The organism is Spirosoma horti, assembly GCF_054776595.1.
In genome coordinates, this window is sequence record NZ_BAAHBQ010000001.1 from 401313 (window position 1) to 418194 (window position 16882).

Genomic DNA, 16882 nt, shown 5'->3' on the forward strand with positions numbered 1-16882 from the left:
GCCAGGCGGATGTTTTTTGATAGAAGCAACTTATTTGAGTGAGTACGCCTTGACCGTGTTGTGGAAAAAGGTAGGAACGAACAACATTTTTGTCGCTGGATTATAGCCAATGTCAGCCGAGTTTATTTTCTGCGTGGACGTATCCATTTTTAACTCGGTTTTGCCATCGGCATGAATGTACCAAACTTTGCCGGCCCACTCGGTGACCATATAGGTCTTGTTTCCCAGGGCCGCAATCCCATCAATACCACCCGAAACCTTGGCAATCGTGCTGAGTTTTTTCGTTGCGGGATTTAGACTCAACAGAGTGCCGTCACCGTTGCCGATCAGTAATTGATTGTTTTCAAACAGGAGTCCATTGGTCCCTTTGAGTGGATCACCGGCTAAAACAAGGCTGATTTTCCCATTCGTCAGGGCCCATACTTTACTGTCGTTTGAGTCGGTAATATATACGATCCCTTTTTGGGTATCAATGGCAATATCATTGAGAAATTTAGCGTCTTGAATCGGGTATCGATTCAGGATTTTACCCGTAGTCAGGGCAATTTCGGCGACCTGTGTCATTTCCGTCACGTACAGTTTATCGCCCAGAATACCCATTCCTTTGGTCGAATTGAGGTTATCGGTAAATTTCATCTGAATTACCTTACCATCGAATCCTACTTTAGCAATGTAGCTACTTTTGTTTTCCAGGGACGGACCTCCATTGATGCAGGCTACGTAGAGAAGTTTTTTCCCCGGATCAACTAAAACACTTTCGGGGGTGCGGAGTGTCGTATCGGTTTCCCATATCGGTTTTAGGTCAACTGACTGGGCCTGAACAGAAAAAGTCAGACTGGCCAATAAACCAGACAGTAAAATAAGGGATGATCTTGCCATGAGTGTTCAAGGTTTGAGGGATGAAAAAATAGCGCTATACCAGGCTTAAATACGCAGGCAATCTACCTCTTTTCCGTCAATTAATGCTGTTTGCAAACGACCCTTTTCTACGGATTAGCAGCCCCGATCCTAGCCGGGTCTATCTTACTTGATTCGACCCAATACCTTGTCTAGCCCGACTACGGCAACGAGATAATCGTACACGGCCTGGAGGTAATTCGACTTAGCCTGGGTAAGCGAAAGTTCCGCATCGGTCAGGTCCAGTCGGGACGCAATGCCCTGTTTCCAACGGTCGCGGGTGATCCGGTAGCCCAACTCGGCAACGGAAATCGTCTGTTGCTGGGTTTGGATGCGTAGCCGGGCCTCCTGCACGTTCGCCTGACTTATCTTCACCTGCGCCCGCACAATCTCCTTCAGATTGGCTAACTGCGTTTCGCTTTGCCTACGGGTTATCTGCGCCTGCTGAATACGGGAATTTGTTCGAAAACCAGTAAAAATGGGCACACTGAGCTGCAAGCCCACGTAGGAGCTTACGGGCCATCGGTAATCACCCAGCCGAAGATTATTGGCTTGTGACTGGGCCTGTACCAGGCCGATCGCGGCTAATTTCGGTTGCTTTTCAGCCGCCTGCAGCACAATTTGTTCCCGGTTTAGCTGCTCGACCAATTCCAACCGACGCACTTCGGGCCGGGCCTGCACCACGTCGAGAAAGGCGTCGGTACTCGGCGAGACGAATAAGGCGTCATCGTAACGCAGTGAATCCTGGAGTTCAACCTCTTCCCGTTCGTCTAACCCCACAGTACGTTTGAGCACCGTTTTCGTGATACCGATTCGGTTTGTCAATTGAATGAGCGTCGGACGCAGGTTTTCAAGTGTTACATAAGCGCGTAACGTGTCGACCCGCGAGGCCCGACCTTGGGCCAGCAGCGAACGGGCGTCTTTCAACGCCTGCTCATTCCGGGCGATACTCTGCTGCTGCAACCGGAGTTGTTCCTGGGTGATCAGTACATCCAGATACGCTTTTCTGACGTCGGTAACGACGGTGGCCCGAACATCGGCCAGTGCCTGGTCCGTGGCCAACCCATCGATCTGGGCCACTCTAATACCCGAGCGAACGCTGGTCTGAAACAAAGGCTGGGATACGGCCACGCCACCCAGGAACGCGTTCGAACCCCCAACCCGAAATGTGGCTAGCTGATCGTCGCCTAACCCAACAAAGCTACCGGGCAGGAACGAAACTTGCTTATTGAAATAGTACAGGTACTGCGCCGAAGCGGCTACCGTGGGCAACGCATACCCACGTGCTTCCTGCACTTTTTGAGTAGCTTTTGCCGTTTCCAGCGTGGCTACCTGCAAATCGCGATTTTTGTCGATTGCCAGTGTAACGGCATGTTCCATCGTTAGTTGGCGAACCTGGGCTTTGACTGATTCTGGACTCAGAAAAGCAAATGCCAGGAAGGACGTGATAATATACTTGGTGTGTCTCATAAAAATGAAAGTTGATCGAAGAAGAACCGCCCTGACAACGGCCGCTGTCAGGGCGGTTCTATATGGATTAAGCTACGAGTTCAAGCTCTTCGGCTTTTTTTCGGGGAACCCGCGAGAAGTAAGAATACACGGCCGGGATGATGTAGAGGGTGAGCAGACCCGCGAACAATAAGCCGCCGACGATGACCGTTCCGAGTGAGCTTCTACTATTTACGGTAAGCGCGATTGGAACCGTCCCAAAGATCATCGCGAGGCTGGTCATCAGAATGGGTCGAAACCGGGAAGCAGCCGCCACTTTAGCCGCTTCGAGCGGGCTCAACCCGGCTTCTTTCTGCTGGTTGGCAAACTCAACGATCAGGATACCGTTTTTGGTGATCAGACCGATGAGGGTAATGATCCCGATCTGACTGAAAATATTCAGCGTCTGGCCAAACAGCCACAAACTCAGCAGGGCACCGGTCATCGCCATCGGGACGGTCAGCAAAATAATGAACGGATCGACCAGGCTTTCAAACTGGGCTGCCAGCACCAGATAGATCAGCACCAGCGCGAACACAAACGCAAATAGTAAACTTGATGAGCTCTCGGAGAAATCACGGGATTCACCTGCCAGCGCTGTTTTGATAGTCGGCGGCAGGACTTTCCCGGCAATGCGGTTCATTTCCGCTACGCCGTCACTGATTGTAAAACCAGGGGCCAACCCCGCCGAAACGGTCGCCGAAATAGATTGATCGTACCGGTAAATGGCCGCCGGACTAATGCTTTCCCTGAACGAGACCAGATTGTCGAGCGAAACGACATCCCCTGTTCGGGTCCGCACAAACATCGCTTTCAAATCATACGGCGTATCGCGGTCCTGTTTTTGCAACTGACCAATCACCTCGTATTGACGGTCATTGTAGATAAAGTAGCCGTACCGCTGACCACTCAGCGCCAGTTGCAGGCCCCGGGCGATCTCGGCAACGGAGATCCCTAACTCAGCCGCCTTGTCGCGGTTTATCTGAAGGACCAGCTCTGGTTTATTTACCTTCAGATCCGAATCAGCGAACCGCAGAATGGGGCTTTTCCGCGCTTCGTCCATAAACGTCGGCAACACGTCCGTAATAGCCGCCAGGTTAGTGCCCTGCAACACATACTGAACGGGCTGAGCCTGTCCGAACCGGCTACCAATGGTTGGTGGCTGCACCGGGAAGACCGTTACGCCCCGAAAATTTCCGGCATTTCGGGCGTAAGTCGCAAAGACGTCGGCCTGCGTCGTGGTGCGTTGGTCGGCTTTTTTAAGGAATGTGTTCTGGATAGCAACATTCACCGGCGCCGGTGGCCCAAACGTCAGGGCTAGAATGGAATACGTCTGAAATAAGCCGGGCGTCGAGTCAACCGAGAACCGGGCGATCTCATTCATGTACTTCTCCGTGTACTCGTACGATGATCCTTCCGGTGCAATGACGGCCAAACTGATTTGCGAGCGGTCTTCCAGCGGAGCCAGCTCCGACGGGAGTTGCTTCCCAATCACATAAATGAGGCCGAACGTAACGATCAGGACGGGAAAGGCAACCCATCGGTAGTGCATGAACCAGGCCAGCGACCGTTCATAGCCCCGGTTCAGGGCTACGAAGTAAGGCTCCGTTTTCCGGTACAACCAGTTGGGTTTGTCGTGCCGTTTTAGCAGGTACGCGCTCATCATCGGCGACAATGTCAGGGCCACAAACGCCGACACCAGCACCGACCCCGCCACAACCACGGCGAACTCCTGGAAAAGCTTCCCCGTGATGCCCGGCAGGAACAGAATGGGCAGAAAAACGGCCGCCAGCGTAATGGTCGTCGAGATAACGGCGAAGTAGATTTCCGACGAGCCTTTAATGGCAGCCTGCAGGGGCGACATGCCTTCTTCCACTTTGGCGTAAATATTCTCCAGAACAACAATGGCATCATCCACCACCAGACCGATCGCCAGCACCAGCGCCAACAGTGTCAGGATATTGATCGAGTAACCCGCGATGTACATGATAAAGAAAGCCGACACGATGGACACCGGAATGGCAACGACCGGGATGATCGTCGACCGCCAGTCACGCAGAAAAAGAAACAGGATCAGAATGACCAGCCCAAACGCCACGAACAGGGTTTCTTCCACTTCAGAAATGGAATCACGGATCGGCTCGGTAAAGTCTTTCCCGATGGTCAGCTCGTAGTCGGCCGGTATTTCTTTGCGCAGGTCTTTAAGTCGCTCGTAAAACTCATCGGCGATGGCAACGGCGTTGGCTCCCCGCTGGGGTTCCACAAAAACACCGATGGTAGCTGAATTCCCCTTGAGGCTATTCAGAATAGCTGTCCGTTCGTTCTCGGCCCCTAACTCAGCATAGCCAATATCCCGAAAACGGATGATGCTGCTTCCGGCCTGCTTAACGATCATGTTGTTGAAATCGGCCTCTTTGGTCAGTCGACCCAGCGTCCGGACCGTCAGTTCGTTTCGATCGCCTTCAATCCGGCCGGAAGGCAGGTCTACGTTTTCTTTTCGTAGGGCCTGCTCAATGTCGGAAGGTGTCAATTGATAGGCCGCCAGTTTTGCCGGGTCGATCCGTAGCCGCATGGCGTACTTTTTTTCACCGGCAATACCGACCCGTTTTACGCCCGGAATGGTCTGCATACGCTCTTTGATAACCGTAGAGGCTATGTTGCTTACTTCCAGAATGCTGCGGGTTTTGCTTTCCACGGCCATGAAAATGACAATATCGCCACTGTTTGCTTTTTCTACTATGGGCGGATCAACGTCACCGGGCAGCAGACGCCGGGCTTTGGTTACTTTATCCCGCACGTCGTTGGCGGCCGCTTCCAGATCAGCATCGAGATTGAATTCAACCGTGATCACACTGGCCGCTTCCCGCGAGACAGATGAGATAGTTCGGATGCCGTTGGCTTCGCCAATGGACTCTTCCAGCGGCTTGGTAATCTGATAGGCGATTACATCGGGGCTGGCACCCGGATAGGTTGTGGTAACCGTAACGATTGGCGAATCCGTAACCGGATATTCGCGAATGCCGAGGTAGGTCAGCCCGACGAATCCAAAAAGTATAATCAATACAGAGAGTACCCCGGCCAGCACTGGCCGCTGAATACTAATTCCCGATAAACTCATGATGAGGTATTTTTAAAACAAAGAGAAGGAGAACAACGTAGGTGAATAGCTATTCAATAGTAGAGGCCGTTACCGGTACACCCGTGTCCAGGCGCAGCAAATTGGTAGTCAACACCGTATCGCCAATCGACAAGCCTTCCAGAATCTGCACGGTTCCTTTGGTCCGGCTGCCGGTTTTCACCTCCCGGCGCTCGGCTTTGCCGTTTTTGATTCTGAATAGGGAATAGCCTTTGACGGTAGGAATCAATGCCTGCGTGGGCACCAGGATACCATCCTGAGCCACGTGCAGGGCAAACGCAATCTTGGCCGACGAGCCGGGCACCAGTTTGCCGCCTTTGTTTTCGCTAATGGCCTTGACCAGTAAGCTCCGGGTGTTGGCTTCCAGTTTTGGCTCAGTAGCCGTAACCGTTGCCAGAAACGGGCGATTGCTGTTTTCGGTCGTAAATTGAATGGATTGCCCCGGCCGAACCTCCGATGCGTATTTTTCGGGGATCGTGAAGGCCACTTCTACCCGGCTAATGTCATCGATCGAGCTCAATACCGTTGCTGGGGTTACATAAGCGCCAACGTCGACGCGCTTCAGACCGAGTTTACCCGCAAACGGAGCGCGGATTTCCGTTTTAACCAAGTCGACGTCAATCATGGCCATTTCAGCCTGCAATACGTTCAGGTTAGTCAGTACTTTGTCATATTCCTGCTGATTGATGGCTTCTGTCGCCAGCAGTTCGCGGAACCGTTTTTCATCCAGCCGGGCCAATTTTTCCTGCAGCGCCAGTCTGCGTTTTTTCGCGAGCAGATCGGCATCGTCCAGCTTATAGAGCAACGTACCCTGGCTCACGGAACTACCCTCCCGGGCATAGACCCGGACCAGCTTACGGGCTACTTCACTGACCAGATCGACCTCCTGATTTGCCTGGATGGTTCCCGTCGTTTGTAATTCATCGGTGATGATTTCGCGTTTTACGATAAACGCATCGCTGGCTACCTTATTTTCGGCCAGCGGGGCTGGCGAAGACGCCTTACCGCTTGTGGATGCCGTTGGCTTGTTGGAAAATAAGTTGGGGGTGACTAAAAATAAAGCAATTGTCAATACGATCAGGCCTGCAATCAGAGACTGTGTTCGAAAGTTTAGCGTTTTCATTTTATGCGCAGTTGTATTGTTTTATTGTTCTACAATCATCGAACTATGATTGTTTTATGGTTGTCGAACAAGATGACTTCGCAGATGGTTTCTCAATTCTAAAAAACTAGTGAATTATTTCCATCGGCCACATTGTTGTGTTAGCAACTACTGTAGCTACTTCATTAACGGGTTGCCGTGATGAAGGCGCAATCAGACGATTTACCTTATGAAACAGTTCCAACATCCCACTGCTGACCAGATAACCCTGACAGGCGTGCTCCACGCGCTCAGTGACCCCGTCCGGTTGAATTATGTGCAATGTCTGGCCCAGTCTGCCTGTGAACAGTCCTGTGGCGCCATCCCGACTCCGGTGGCCAAGTCGACTATGTCGCACCACATCCGGGTATTGCGCGAAGCCGGGCTCATTCATCTACGGCCCTATGGTACGCAAAGCCTGATTTCGCTACGGTCTGATGAGTTGGAGAAAAAATTTCCGGGCGTTCTACAATCCGTGTTGCAAGCCGTAAAAAGCACAGATGCTGTTGAACAGGCATGAGGAATAGGAGTCCGATCAAACAGTACCAGGGTAACCAATATAGACAACGACGAGTTTGATTGAATTTGGTAACTTTGCCCGATGCAACAGACCGAAAGCCTTGAAGAGTTTTACCGGCATAAATTTAATAGCCTGCCAGATACGCCACCGGCCAATATTGGCCAGGTAAATGTCTTTCGCCTGGAGGATTGCCTGGCACCCACTGTAGCGCCGATTCAATACAGCCGGCGTGATTTTTATAAAATTACGCTCATTCGGGGGCAAAACCGGTACCATTACGCTGACAAAAGCATTGAAATCGATGGACCGACGCTGGTGTTTTTCAACCCTGCAGTACCCTACACATGGCAAGCCGTATCGGGTGACACAACCGGTTTCTTCTGCATTTTCCGCGAAGCATTCTTTAGGGGGCAGTTCGACGCTGGCCTCACGAGTCTGCCTTTGTTCCAGCCCGGGGGTAAACCAGCCTTTACGCTGAATGCCGCTGAAGATAACCAAGTGAGTGCATTGTTCGAAAAAATGCTGGCTGAGATTAATTCAGACTATGTGCTTAAATATGACCTGCTTCGAAATTACGTATCCGAACTGATTCATTATGCCCTCAAACGGCGCCCCTCCGACGTCGTGCACCAACACCCCGATGCCCGGTCTCGTCTGACGGCGGTATTCCTCGAACTGCTCGAACGACAATTTCCCATCGAGTCACCAGCCCGGCGGTTTACCCTTCGCTCGGCGAGTGACTTTGCCCACCAACTCGCCGTACACGTCAATCACCTGAACCGTTGCGTGCGCGATACAACCGGCAAAACCACGACTGACCACATCGCTGACCGACTGGCCGGCGAAGCCAGAGCACTGCTCAGGCATAGCGACTGGAACATTGCCGAGGTTGGCTATTGCTTGGGTTTCGACGAACCAGCCCACTTCAACTACTTCTTCAGAAAGCATACCGGCTTGACCCCTTCAGCTTTCCGGCGTGTTTGAATTTGGTAAGTACCGGCTTGAATTTGGCTACCTCGCCCCTACTGGTTAGTCTACCTTTGTGCTTGTAAAACGAGCAAAATTATGGACAATCAATCAGTGTGGTTTATCACCGGTGCCTCCAAAGGCCTGGGACTTGAATTAGTAAGTCAATTAGTACGGCAGGGCCATCGGGTCGCAGCAACGTCCCGTCAGGTTGCCGAGTTACGCCGTGTTGTCGGCAACGATTCCAACGATTTTCTGCCGCTTGCCGTCGATCTGACAGATGAAACCAGCGTTGGTGAGGCTATCCAGGCCACCCTTCGCCAGTTCGGGCGAATCGACGTAGTAGTCAATAACGCGGGGTATGGTCAACTGGGAAGTCTGGAAGAACTCACCGACCGGGAAGCACGGGCAAATTTCGAGGTTAATGTCTTTGGAACACTGAATGTGATCCGGCAGGTTATGCCTCAGTTACGCCACCAACAGTCCGGCCATATTTTCAACCTCTCCTCAGTTGCCGGTATAACAGGCAATTTCCCTGGTTGGGGGATTTACTGCGCCACCAAATTCGCGGTTGAAGGCCTATCAGAATCACTGGCCGCAGAAGTAGCGCCGTTTGGGATAAAGGTAACTATCGTAGAGCCGGGTTATTTCCGAACGGAGTTTTTATCATCCGGTTCATTGCTGGTTCCCGCCGGTCAACTGGAAGCCTATGGGCTGGTCCGGCAATCCGAAGCTGTTCACCAGGAGCAAATCAGAGGAAACCAGCCGGGTGATCCCGTGAAGGCCGCAGCGGCCATAATCCAGATAGCCGGTGAGCCAAACCCACCCCTGCACTTATTGCTGGGTCAGGATGCTTTCGATATGACCACTCAGAAGATCAAGTCGTTGCAGGCTGATATGACGCAATGGAAAGCCCTGACTATAGCAACTGGTTTCGCCGAGTCAGTAACTACGGGCAGCGCTCATTAAGCCGATTTTACGCAAAAAGTTTAGCCCTGAGCGAAACCTGGATTGATCGCGAACAGGATTATAAAGCACAGGGTATTCATTTAAGTAGTGGCCTTTTCAGACAGCCTCCGGGCCATTGTCTGGAGAAGGACACTACTTAATTCTTTACTCTCAATTTGTTCATACGATTGTTATTGTTTCCTTGGCTCATTAAAAGACCGAAGGCCGATTCATCGTGGAAAACAGGCTAAGTCTGTTCGACAGGTAACCAGACGCGGCCCCTTATCGGGAGGGCTGTGAACTCGTAGCAAAGCTAGGAATGATATATGTTGTCAACGCGTTAAACGGAAGTTTTGCCTTCCATGAATTATAGTTTCCTCCCGTAAAGACTACGACTAAGTGTAAATCATTGATCAGCATTATATACTGACCTCCGTTCCCTGAAGCAAACAAGACCTCGTGCCTGAAAGAATCCGTGACCAGTCGTTCCCGATACCAGTAATAGCCGTAGTACGTTGGTTGTGGTTGAGCCCGTTTGGTTCGAGACGAGCCGACAAAAGAAAAGTTAGGGATGGCCGTATCAGCTCTTGTAGACTTATCGAGCCACTCCTTTGACACAATCTGTTTGCCCTGCCATTTGCCCTGATTAGCCACTAGCTGCCCTATTTTCAACATATCAGCGGGGCGAATAAAAAATGAACCGGCCGTCATACCATGTTGAGCAGAATCCATTGTCCACCGATACTTATTGATACCCAGCGGCTTAAAAAGGTATTTATCGGCAAACGCTACAATAGACATCTTCGACGCATTGGCGATAACACCGCTTAAAATCATAGGTGCAGAAGACGTATAAGACCAATATGTTCCCGGATGTTTAGTCAGCGGCAGATCCAACGAAAACTTAACCCAGTCTTTGCTTTGAGTCATGGCTTCTTCGCAATCATTGGTCCCGTTGAATTCCTCACAATCGAAGCCGGTTTTCATCGAGAGCAAATTGTCGAGTGTCATCTGGGCTTTTTGGCTGTCCCAGTGTTGAAAGCTGGCGTATTCAGGAAAAAAAGGGTAGACTTTCTGAGCGGTGTTCTTAATAAACCCTTTATCAATGGCAATACCTGTCAGCAAGCTGGCAATTGATTTGAACGAAGATCGAGAATCGTGTAAACTATCCGGGCTATAACCATTGGCGTACTTTTGGTAAACAGTGACCCCATTTTGGCTGATGAGTACCGCATGAATATTCGGGTAGCTTTTCGTCTCGATTTTGTGCGTCAGGCTATCGAGTAAGGGTAGCTTGGGAGCAATGGATTGCGCATAAGAAAATTGATAAAAAAAAGTAAAAGTCAGGAACACCTTTTTAACAATTTCCATAGCTACTCAATTGGGTGGTCGATAAACCTGGCCGGTAAATGTATTTTTCGGGGCTTTATGGTTTGCGCAAAGGAGACGAGTTCACGATTGGAAAGGGTTGCGGAGACGGTTTCACGGGTAAATCCCTTTCTGGCCAAACGCATGGGCAGGCAGTTGGCAGGTTTGCTGCGCTGATGAAACGAGTAACGCAGTCCGGCAGCAAACTATTGGGTGGGTAAGGCCCTCTGGTGCTTTTTAAAGCGTAGTTGACTGTACAAAAAAGAAGCCCAACAAAGTCAAGCTTCTTTAACCAACCTAATCTTATAGCGACAAATGTAAAGCCATTCCGTTCTGCTTAATCGATTAATCGACTAATTATGCTACTTCATAGATGGATTGACCATTTCCGTCTATGAAGTAGCGCTTATTCTGCTCGTAAAGACTTCACTGGATTCATGAGGGCGGCTTTGATACTCTGAAAAGAGATGGTGAGAAAGGCAATCACCACGGCCAGAACCGCAGCCACGATAAAAACCCACCACGGAATATCAATTTTATACTGAAAATCCTGTAACCAACGATTCATGGCGAACCAGGCCAGGGGCGAGGCAATGACGATGGCAATCAGAACTAGCTTCAGGAAATCTTTCGATAGCAGCAAAACGATACCCCCTACCGACGCTCCGAGTACTTTGCGGACGCCTATTTCCTTAGTCCGTTGCTGAGCAGCAAATGTGGCCAGACCAAATAAGCCTAAACAGGAGATCAGAATGGAGATGATCGTAAACGTTCGGACAATCCGTGCCGTTCGGGCTTCGGCCTGGTAGTTTTTCTGAAAATCCTCGTTCAGGAAAGTGTACTCAAAGGGCTCGTCGGGGCGCATGCGTTTCCATTTCTGCTCGATAAAGCTCAGCACATGGCTCATCTCACTCGCATTGACATGCACAATGAGGTAGTTGAAGCTGGGCCGTGGGCTAAGCATAAATGCATACGGTTCAATGGTTTTGTGCAGATCCTCAAAATGAAAATCGTTGACCACACCGACAATTTCGAACGGTGTGCTTTCACCCTGCCAGTCGAAGTTCAGACGCTGACCGATGGCTTTGTTGGGAGCGATCTGAAACTGCCGTAACGTTGCTTCATTCACAATAATCCGGTTAGCCGTATCGCCCGGAAACTGCCGCGAGAATAGTCGGCCCTGCTTCAGCCGGAAGCCCATCGTTTGCAGGTACTCGAAATCAACCCGGTTTGTTCGGATATCGTGGCCCTGCTCCGTGGATTGGTCAGGGCGGTGAAATACCATATCGCTAAGGTTAGCGATACCGGGATAAAACTGGGTCCCAGCAGCCGCAACAACCTGATTGTTAGACAAAATTTCGTTGCGAAAAGCCGTGTAGGCCGCTCGGGATTCACTACTGCGAAACGGTATGGCAATCTGCTGATCCTGCGTAAAGCCCAGCGGTTTGTCGCGCAGGAAGCGCATCTGTTCCTGAATGACAAATGACGCCAGCACGAGTCCAACCGACACGACAAATTGAAAAACGACCAGACTTCGGCGCAGTGTTATTGCCGATAGTGAGTTGGCAAATCGTCCTTTCAATACCTGTACGGGGTTGAACCACGACAGGTAGAATGCCGGGTAGCTCCCGGCCAGCAAGCCCGTTACCAGGGCCAGTCCGACGAAGGCGAGTAAACTTGTTGGCTGGAACAACTCCCGATAAGACAAGGCCTTGCCCGTGAGTTGATTAAACAACGAAAGAAAAGCAGCGGCCAGGCCCAGCGCAATGACCAGCGCCATCAACGTGAGTACCATCGACTCGCCCAGAAACTGCCTGACCAGTGCGTTTTGTTCAGCCCCCATCACCTTACGAACGCCCACTTCAGCCGCTCGTCTGGCCGACTGTGCCGTTGACAGATTCATGAAATTGATGCAGGCAATGAGCAGGGTAAAAAGAGCAATGGAACCTAGGATATACAGGTATAGAATGCTGTTGGTTGGCGTCACAACGGATTCAAAATTACTGTACAGGTGCAGGTCGGGAACGGCGACCAGAAAAAGGCTCCTGTCAAAACCAACCAGTTTCAGATCGGCACGGGCGTATTTTTCGATGAAAGCTGGAAATTTTTTCTCCAGTTGCCGGGCATCACCTGCTTTATCTCCATCGCTACCCGCTGACTGAAGCCGCACGTAGGTGTAGAACATATTGTTGTTGGCGAAATCGAGTCGGCCACTCCGCAGAAAACTCCCCATGTCGCCCGCATAAATGGGGATAAAAAACCGAGCGTCGATGTGCGAGTGGGCACTCGGATCCCGGTAAACACCGGTTACTTTAAACTCCTCTCCCATTCCCGCATCGCCACCAATGCGAACAAGCTTATCCAGAGCGCTTGCATTACCAAATAATTTGTGGGCAACTTCTTCGGAGAGCACAACGGAATGCACATCCCGAAGGGCCGTTTTAGGGCTACCCTCCGTAAATTGGTAGGTAAATAAATCGAAGAAAGTAGAGTCTACCTGATAGCCTTTTGTCTCGTAAAAAGCCAGCAGCGGCTTACCAGGTTCACGAACCTGCAACAGCGATTTTTCATCGGATTCGAACAACCGGGCCATCTGGACGATTTCGGGATACGCTGCTTTAAGCGCCGGTCCATACGGTGCCGAAACATGCGCTCCCTCCCGGCCTGCATTCTGACCAATGGTCGACTTTGACCCCAGCAAGTACAGATTATCAGCATGTTCGTGATAATTATCAAAGGAAAGCTCGCTGCGAATGTACAGTAGCAACAGCATGCAGCAGGTCATGCCTACGGAGAGGCCTAGTGTATTGATAGCCGAGAACGACTTGCTTCGAGACAGATTCCGAATAGCTATTTTCAGATAGTTTCGTAACATACAGGGGTCCGTTTAACCATTTACCGATAAGCATGGCTCAATTTTCATACCATGCCTTTCAATCCCTGCATACGCGCTTCTTTGGGTAATTGGCACCGTAGCCTATGTACGATTTCGGACAAATATGGACAGGCAACGTCCGCATTTGAGCGCGATTTTCAAGCCTATAACGCCGGGGGTTACTATTTTTTGGATGGGTCGTTACCATTCATACACCCGCGTTGTTGCAAACCCAAGTGCCGGGTCAGCCCAACTGGACAATCCAGGACCGTGCCCTGGCGATGAGTGGTGTATCACGAGCGCTGGCCAAAAGAAACAGCCGCAACAACTACTATTGACGTAGTTGTTGCGGCCGTGCTTTAGCGGTTACCCGCTGGAATCAGCCGCATGCTGTTTATTGCTTATTAGCGGGTTTTCGCTTTCGTTGGTTTGCTGACTGGCTTGGGTTCATCAGGGGCAACGGGCAATACAGGTTCCGGTTCATTCACTGGTTGTCGGTTTCGGCTGCGCCCTTCATGAAAGATAACGAACCCGATGAGCGCAATCAATAATACATTGCAAATCAGGTCGATAGTATCGCCCGTATGGGCTAGCGGAGGATCAAATCGAAATTCAACCGTATGCTTTCCGGCGGGGATACGTAAGGCCCGTAAAACATAGTCAGCCCGCAAATGGGGCGCTGGTTTGCCATCGATAAATGCCTGCCAGTCGGACTCACCCCGGTAATAGATTTCCGAGAAAATGGCCAGCCCATCACGAGCGGCATTCGCTTCATAGATTAACTTATCCGGACGGTAACTCGTCAGTTGAATGGTACTACCCGTATGATCCAGTGTAGCAGGCAAATTCCCCAGTTGTGCCGCAAACCGTTTATCGACAACCGCTGAATCGCGTGGATTCAGCGTTTTCATGGCCGCCATTTCTTCGTCGGCATTCGTAACCTGCTGAATAGTACCCACAAACCAGGCAGCGCCCATTACTTCAGGATTCGGCAGCGCAATTGGACCGGCCGGTGCCTGCTGTGGATCATTCGGGTTGGATGGCCCATTCTGAATGACGTATTTCGCATTCAGCATGTTCAGAATATTGAGTGTGTTGTTCTGAAAAGCGAAATTGATCAGTTCGTTATACCGCCGTAACCGCGTTGTGTTGTAGCCCCCAATCGAGCGGTGGAAATAGGACGTCCGGTTGGTTTCCATAAAGGAGCCCGTCTGGTCGAAAACCCGATACCCCAGGGATTTGTCCTGCAAAATCTGCTGATCGGCCGAGGTGGGTTCAAACAGAACGCTGGCCTGGGTTTTCGATACAAAATCATCGCTGTTCAGAAAACGCTTGTCCACAGCAAACAAATCAATAACGACAATGGCCAGTATCAGTGGGTAGAAAAGTCCACCTTTAATTTTGTTGGTCAAAAACAGCCAGATAGACCCGGCAGCCAGCAAAATCACAATGACGGACCGTATGGCATCGGCCCGAAACATACTCTGTCTGTCGCTGATCAGGGCCGTCTGGAACTCCCGGGCTGCTTCACCAAAATAGCGGGATAAGAATGGAATATCATTGGGCGCCTGGAAACTGAAAAACGTACCATTTATCAGTGCCAGCACGGCCGCCAAACCAGCCGTCAGACCCAAACTGATCAGCAGCGGTTGTTTCAACTCTGCCAGCGTGAGTTTCTGGCTGACAATGCGCTGAATTCCCAACGCTGCCCCGGCCGCGATGAACAACTGGGCCAGACAAAAGGCCATCGTCATGGCCCTGAACTTGTTCAGGTAAGGCAGGTTATCGAACAGAAATTCATTAAAGAAGAGCAGGTTTTTTCCCCAGGCCAGCATGATCATCAGGGCTGTTGCGCTCAACAGCCACCATTTAATTGACCCGCGGACAACAAACATGCCCAGCACGAACAGGAACAACAAAGCAGCCCCAGCATAGGCGGGCCCTCCCACCATCGGCTGATCACCCCAATAGGTGGGCGCTCCAAGTTCAGCCATTTGCTTCGCAGCTGCCGGATCGACTCCCCGGCTCGTCATGGCTTTGTAAAACTCGGACCCGGTGGTTAGCCCTCCGCCCGATGCACCCCCAAAAGCATTTGGAATGAGCAGGGTGAGCGTCTCCGCTTTGCCATAACTATACGTAAAGGCGTAATCTTTATCCAGCCCTCCTTTGGATTCACTGCTGGGCGATTTTCCGTCAGGGTTGGTTGTTTTAGCCGTTAGCTCCGATTTACCCCGAATCGTTTCTTTGGTATATTGGTTGAGTACGAGCAGCCGCTTTCCGAAACTACCGGCAGCCACGGCACTCACGACGGCCAGGGTGGCTAACCCAAGTAGTAATTGCCGTGTTTTGCCTGAACGGATAAGCGAAACCCCTTCAATAACGACATACAGAGCGGCAGCCATGAACAGGTAATAGGTAATCTGGATGTGGTTAGCCCCCAGTTCCATACACATAAAAAAGCCCGTCAGAGCCGCTCCAACCCAATAGCGACCCCGTAGGGCGAGGATGATTCCGGCCAGCATACCGGCCCCATACGCCATGGCAAACAACTTGGAAACGTGTCCTGCTTCGAGACTAACGATACCGAAGGTTCCTAGCCCATAGGCAGCCGCTCCAAGCGCCGAGAGCCAGGAGTTACAGCCTAACACGATGAGCAGAATGTACATACTCAACATGACCACAAAGACAATACTGGCGGTATTGGGCAATACATTAACAACGGCCATGACTCCCTTATAGACCAGGATATAAGGATAATTGAAGTCAATCATGTAGCCAGGCATGCCACTAAAGACGGCGTCGGTCCAGAGCGGCTTTATGCCCGTTTCCTTGGCAATCTCCCGGATTTCCCGGGCAGATGCAGAGGCCTCCTGCACGTCATGCATCGACAGGGTTTTGCCCGACATAACTGGGGAGAAATAAATAACGGCCAGCACTAGCAGACCCAGCACGGCGATCAGATGAGGGCGCAAGCCGGACCGCCGGGGCGGTTGAGAAAAGGTTGGTTGGTTCATAAATCAACGGATACGTAGCCCAAAGATACGGCTTTGTACCAAAACGGATAACTAGCAGGACTGATTGTTGAACGAAGGTCTCCGCTAACTGTGGCATTATTATTGATAGCCCTTTACAAATAAGTCTGTGGGTTAGTATTATTTTAAAAAGCATCTATTTTGGCTAGACCCACTCATAGCCCCTCATGTTACCAATTTGGCCATTTTTGACTTTTTTAATTTAATTTAATATTATTTGATATATAAAATAAACAAGAAACCCGCGAAGACTAAACTATAAAATGGCCCTTGAAATCACATTAAAGCACCTATTTGACAAAAAATATACATACCGTTTAATCAATTTTTGATCATCGTAGTATACTAAATTAACCGATTCCGAGAAGCTGTCAAGCCTGGTTTTCGGTAGCCCAGACAAGCAAATAACTAACTATATTTCAAGGGATTATCCATTACACTTACTACCAACGGATCAATAAAATAGTTACCCGCTCATATTCATTTGGCAGATAGCACCCCCTGGGGTGCT

General features: G+C 50.6%; 11 protein-coding genes. 4 read left to right on the plus strand and 7 right to left on the minus strand.

Annotated elements, in window-relative coordinates; all coding sequences use genetic code 11:
* Positions 1 to 30 precede the first annotated feature (30 nt).
* From ACYVAM_RS01745 to ACYVAM_RS01760, 4 genes are all read right to left on the minus strand, one after another.
* Positions 31 to 879 (minus strand): SMP-30/gluconolactonase/LRE family protein, encoded by an 849-nt coding sequence (locus ACYVAM_RS01745; RefSeq protein ID WP_461063301.1) that lies wholly within the window; start codon positions 877 to 879, stop codon positions 31 to 33.
* 144 nt (positions 880 to 1023) lie between these two features.
* On the minus strand, positions 1024 to 2367 hold the full coding sequence (locus ACYVAM_RS01750) for a TolC family protein (protein WP_461063303.1): 1344 nt from the start codon (positions 2365 to 2367) through the stop codon (positions 1024 to 1026).
* Between the two features lie 67 nt (positions 2368 to 2434).
* A complete protein-coding gene (locus ACYVAM_RS01755) occupies positions 2435 to 5503 on the minus strand; it encodes an efflux RND transporter permease subunit (protein WP_461063305.1) in 3069 nt (1022 codons plus the stop codon).
* Between the two features lie 49 nt (positions 5504 to 5552).
* A complete protein-coding gene (locus ACYVAM_RS01760; protein WP_461063307.1) occupies positions 5553 to 6644 on the minus strand; it encodes an efflux RND transporter periplasmic adaptor subunit in 1092 nt (363 codons plus the stop codon).
* A 208-nt stretch (positions 6645 to 6852) separates the two neighbouring features.
* Between ACYVAM_RS01760 and ACYVAM_RS01765 the strand changes: the two genes are divergently transcribed.
* The 3 genes from ACYVAM_RS01765 to ACYVAM_RS01775 all read left to right on the plus strand — a co-directional run bounded on the left by ACYVAM_RS01765 (position 6853) and on the right by ACYVAM_RS01775 (position 9117).
* Complete coding sequence (locus tag ACYVAM_RS01765; protein WP_461063309.1) at positions 6853 to 7182, plus strand: ArsR/SmtB family transcription factor; 330 nt, start codon at positions 6853 to 6855, stop codon at positions 7180 to 7182.
* A gap of 81 nt (positions 7183 to 7263) precedes the next feature.
* Positions 7264 to 8166 (plus strand): helix-turn-helix domain-containing protein, encoded by a 903-nt coding sequence (locus ACYVAM_RS01770; protein ID WP_461063311.1) that lies wholly within the window; start codon positions 7264 to 7266, stop codon positions 8164 to 8166.
* An 81-nt stretch (positions 8167 to 8247) separates the two neighbouring features.
* Positions 8248 to 9117: an oxidoreductase gene (locus ACYVAM_RS01775; RefSeq protein ID WP_461063313.1), complete on the plus strand. Its 870-nt coding sequence runs from the start codon at positions 8248 to 8250 to the stop codon at positions 9115 to 9117.
* Between the two features lie 261 nt (positions 9118 to 9378).
* Here ACYVAM_RS01775 and ACYVAM_RS01780 read toward each other — a convergent pair whose 3' ends face one another.
* On the minus strand, positions 9379 to 10467 hold the full coding sequence (locus ACYVAM_RS01780) for a serine hydrolase domain-containing protein (protein ID WP_461063315.1): 1089 nt from the start codon (positions 10465 to 10467) through the stop codon (positions 9379 to 9381).
* A gap of 38 nt (positions 10468 to 10505) precedes the next feature.
* On the opposite strand from ACYVAM_RS01780, the gene ACYVAM_RS01785 reads away from it, so the two are divergent.
* Positions 10506 to 10685, plus strand: coding sequence for a hypothetical protein (locus tag ACYVAM_RS01785; protein ID WP_461063317.1), 180 nt, complete (start codon positions 10506 to 10508; stop codon positions 10683 to 10685).
* A gap of 185 nt (positions 10686 to 10870) precedes the next feature.
* Here the strand turns inward: ACYVAM_RS01785 and ACYVAM_RS01790 are convergent, their stop codons facing one another.
* Both ACYVAM_RS01790 and ACYVAM_RS01795 read right to left on the minus strand, forming a co-directional pair.
* Positions 10871 to 13339, minus strand: a complete 2469-nt coding sequence (locus ACYVAM_RS01790; RefSeq protein ID WP_461063318.1) for an ABC transporter permease — start codon at positions 13337 to 13339, stop codon at positions 10871 to 10873.
* 404 nt (positions 13340 to 13743) lie between these two features.
* Positions 13744 to 16353, minus strand: coding sequence for a hypothetical protein (locus tag ACYVAM_RS01795; protein WP_461063320.1), 2610 nt, complete (start codon positions 16351 to 16353; stop codon positions 13744 to 13746).
* Positions 16354 to 16882: the final 529 nt, after the last annotated feature.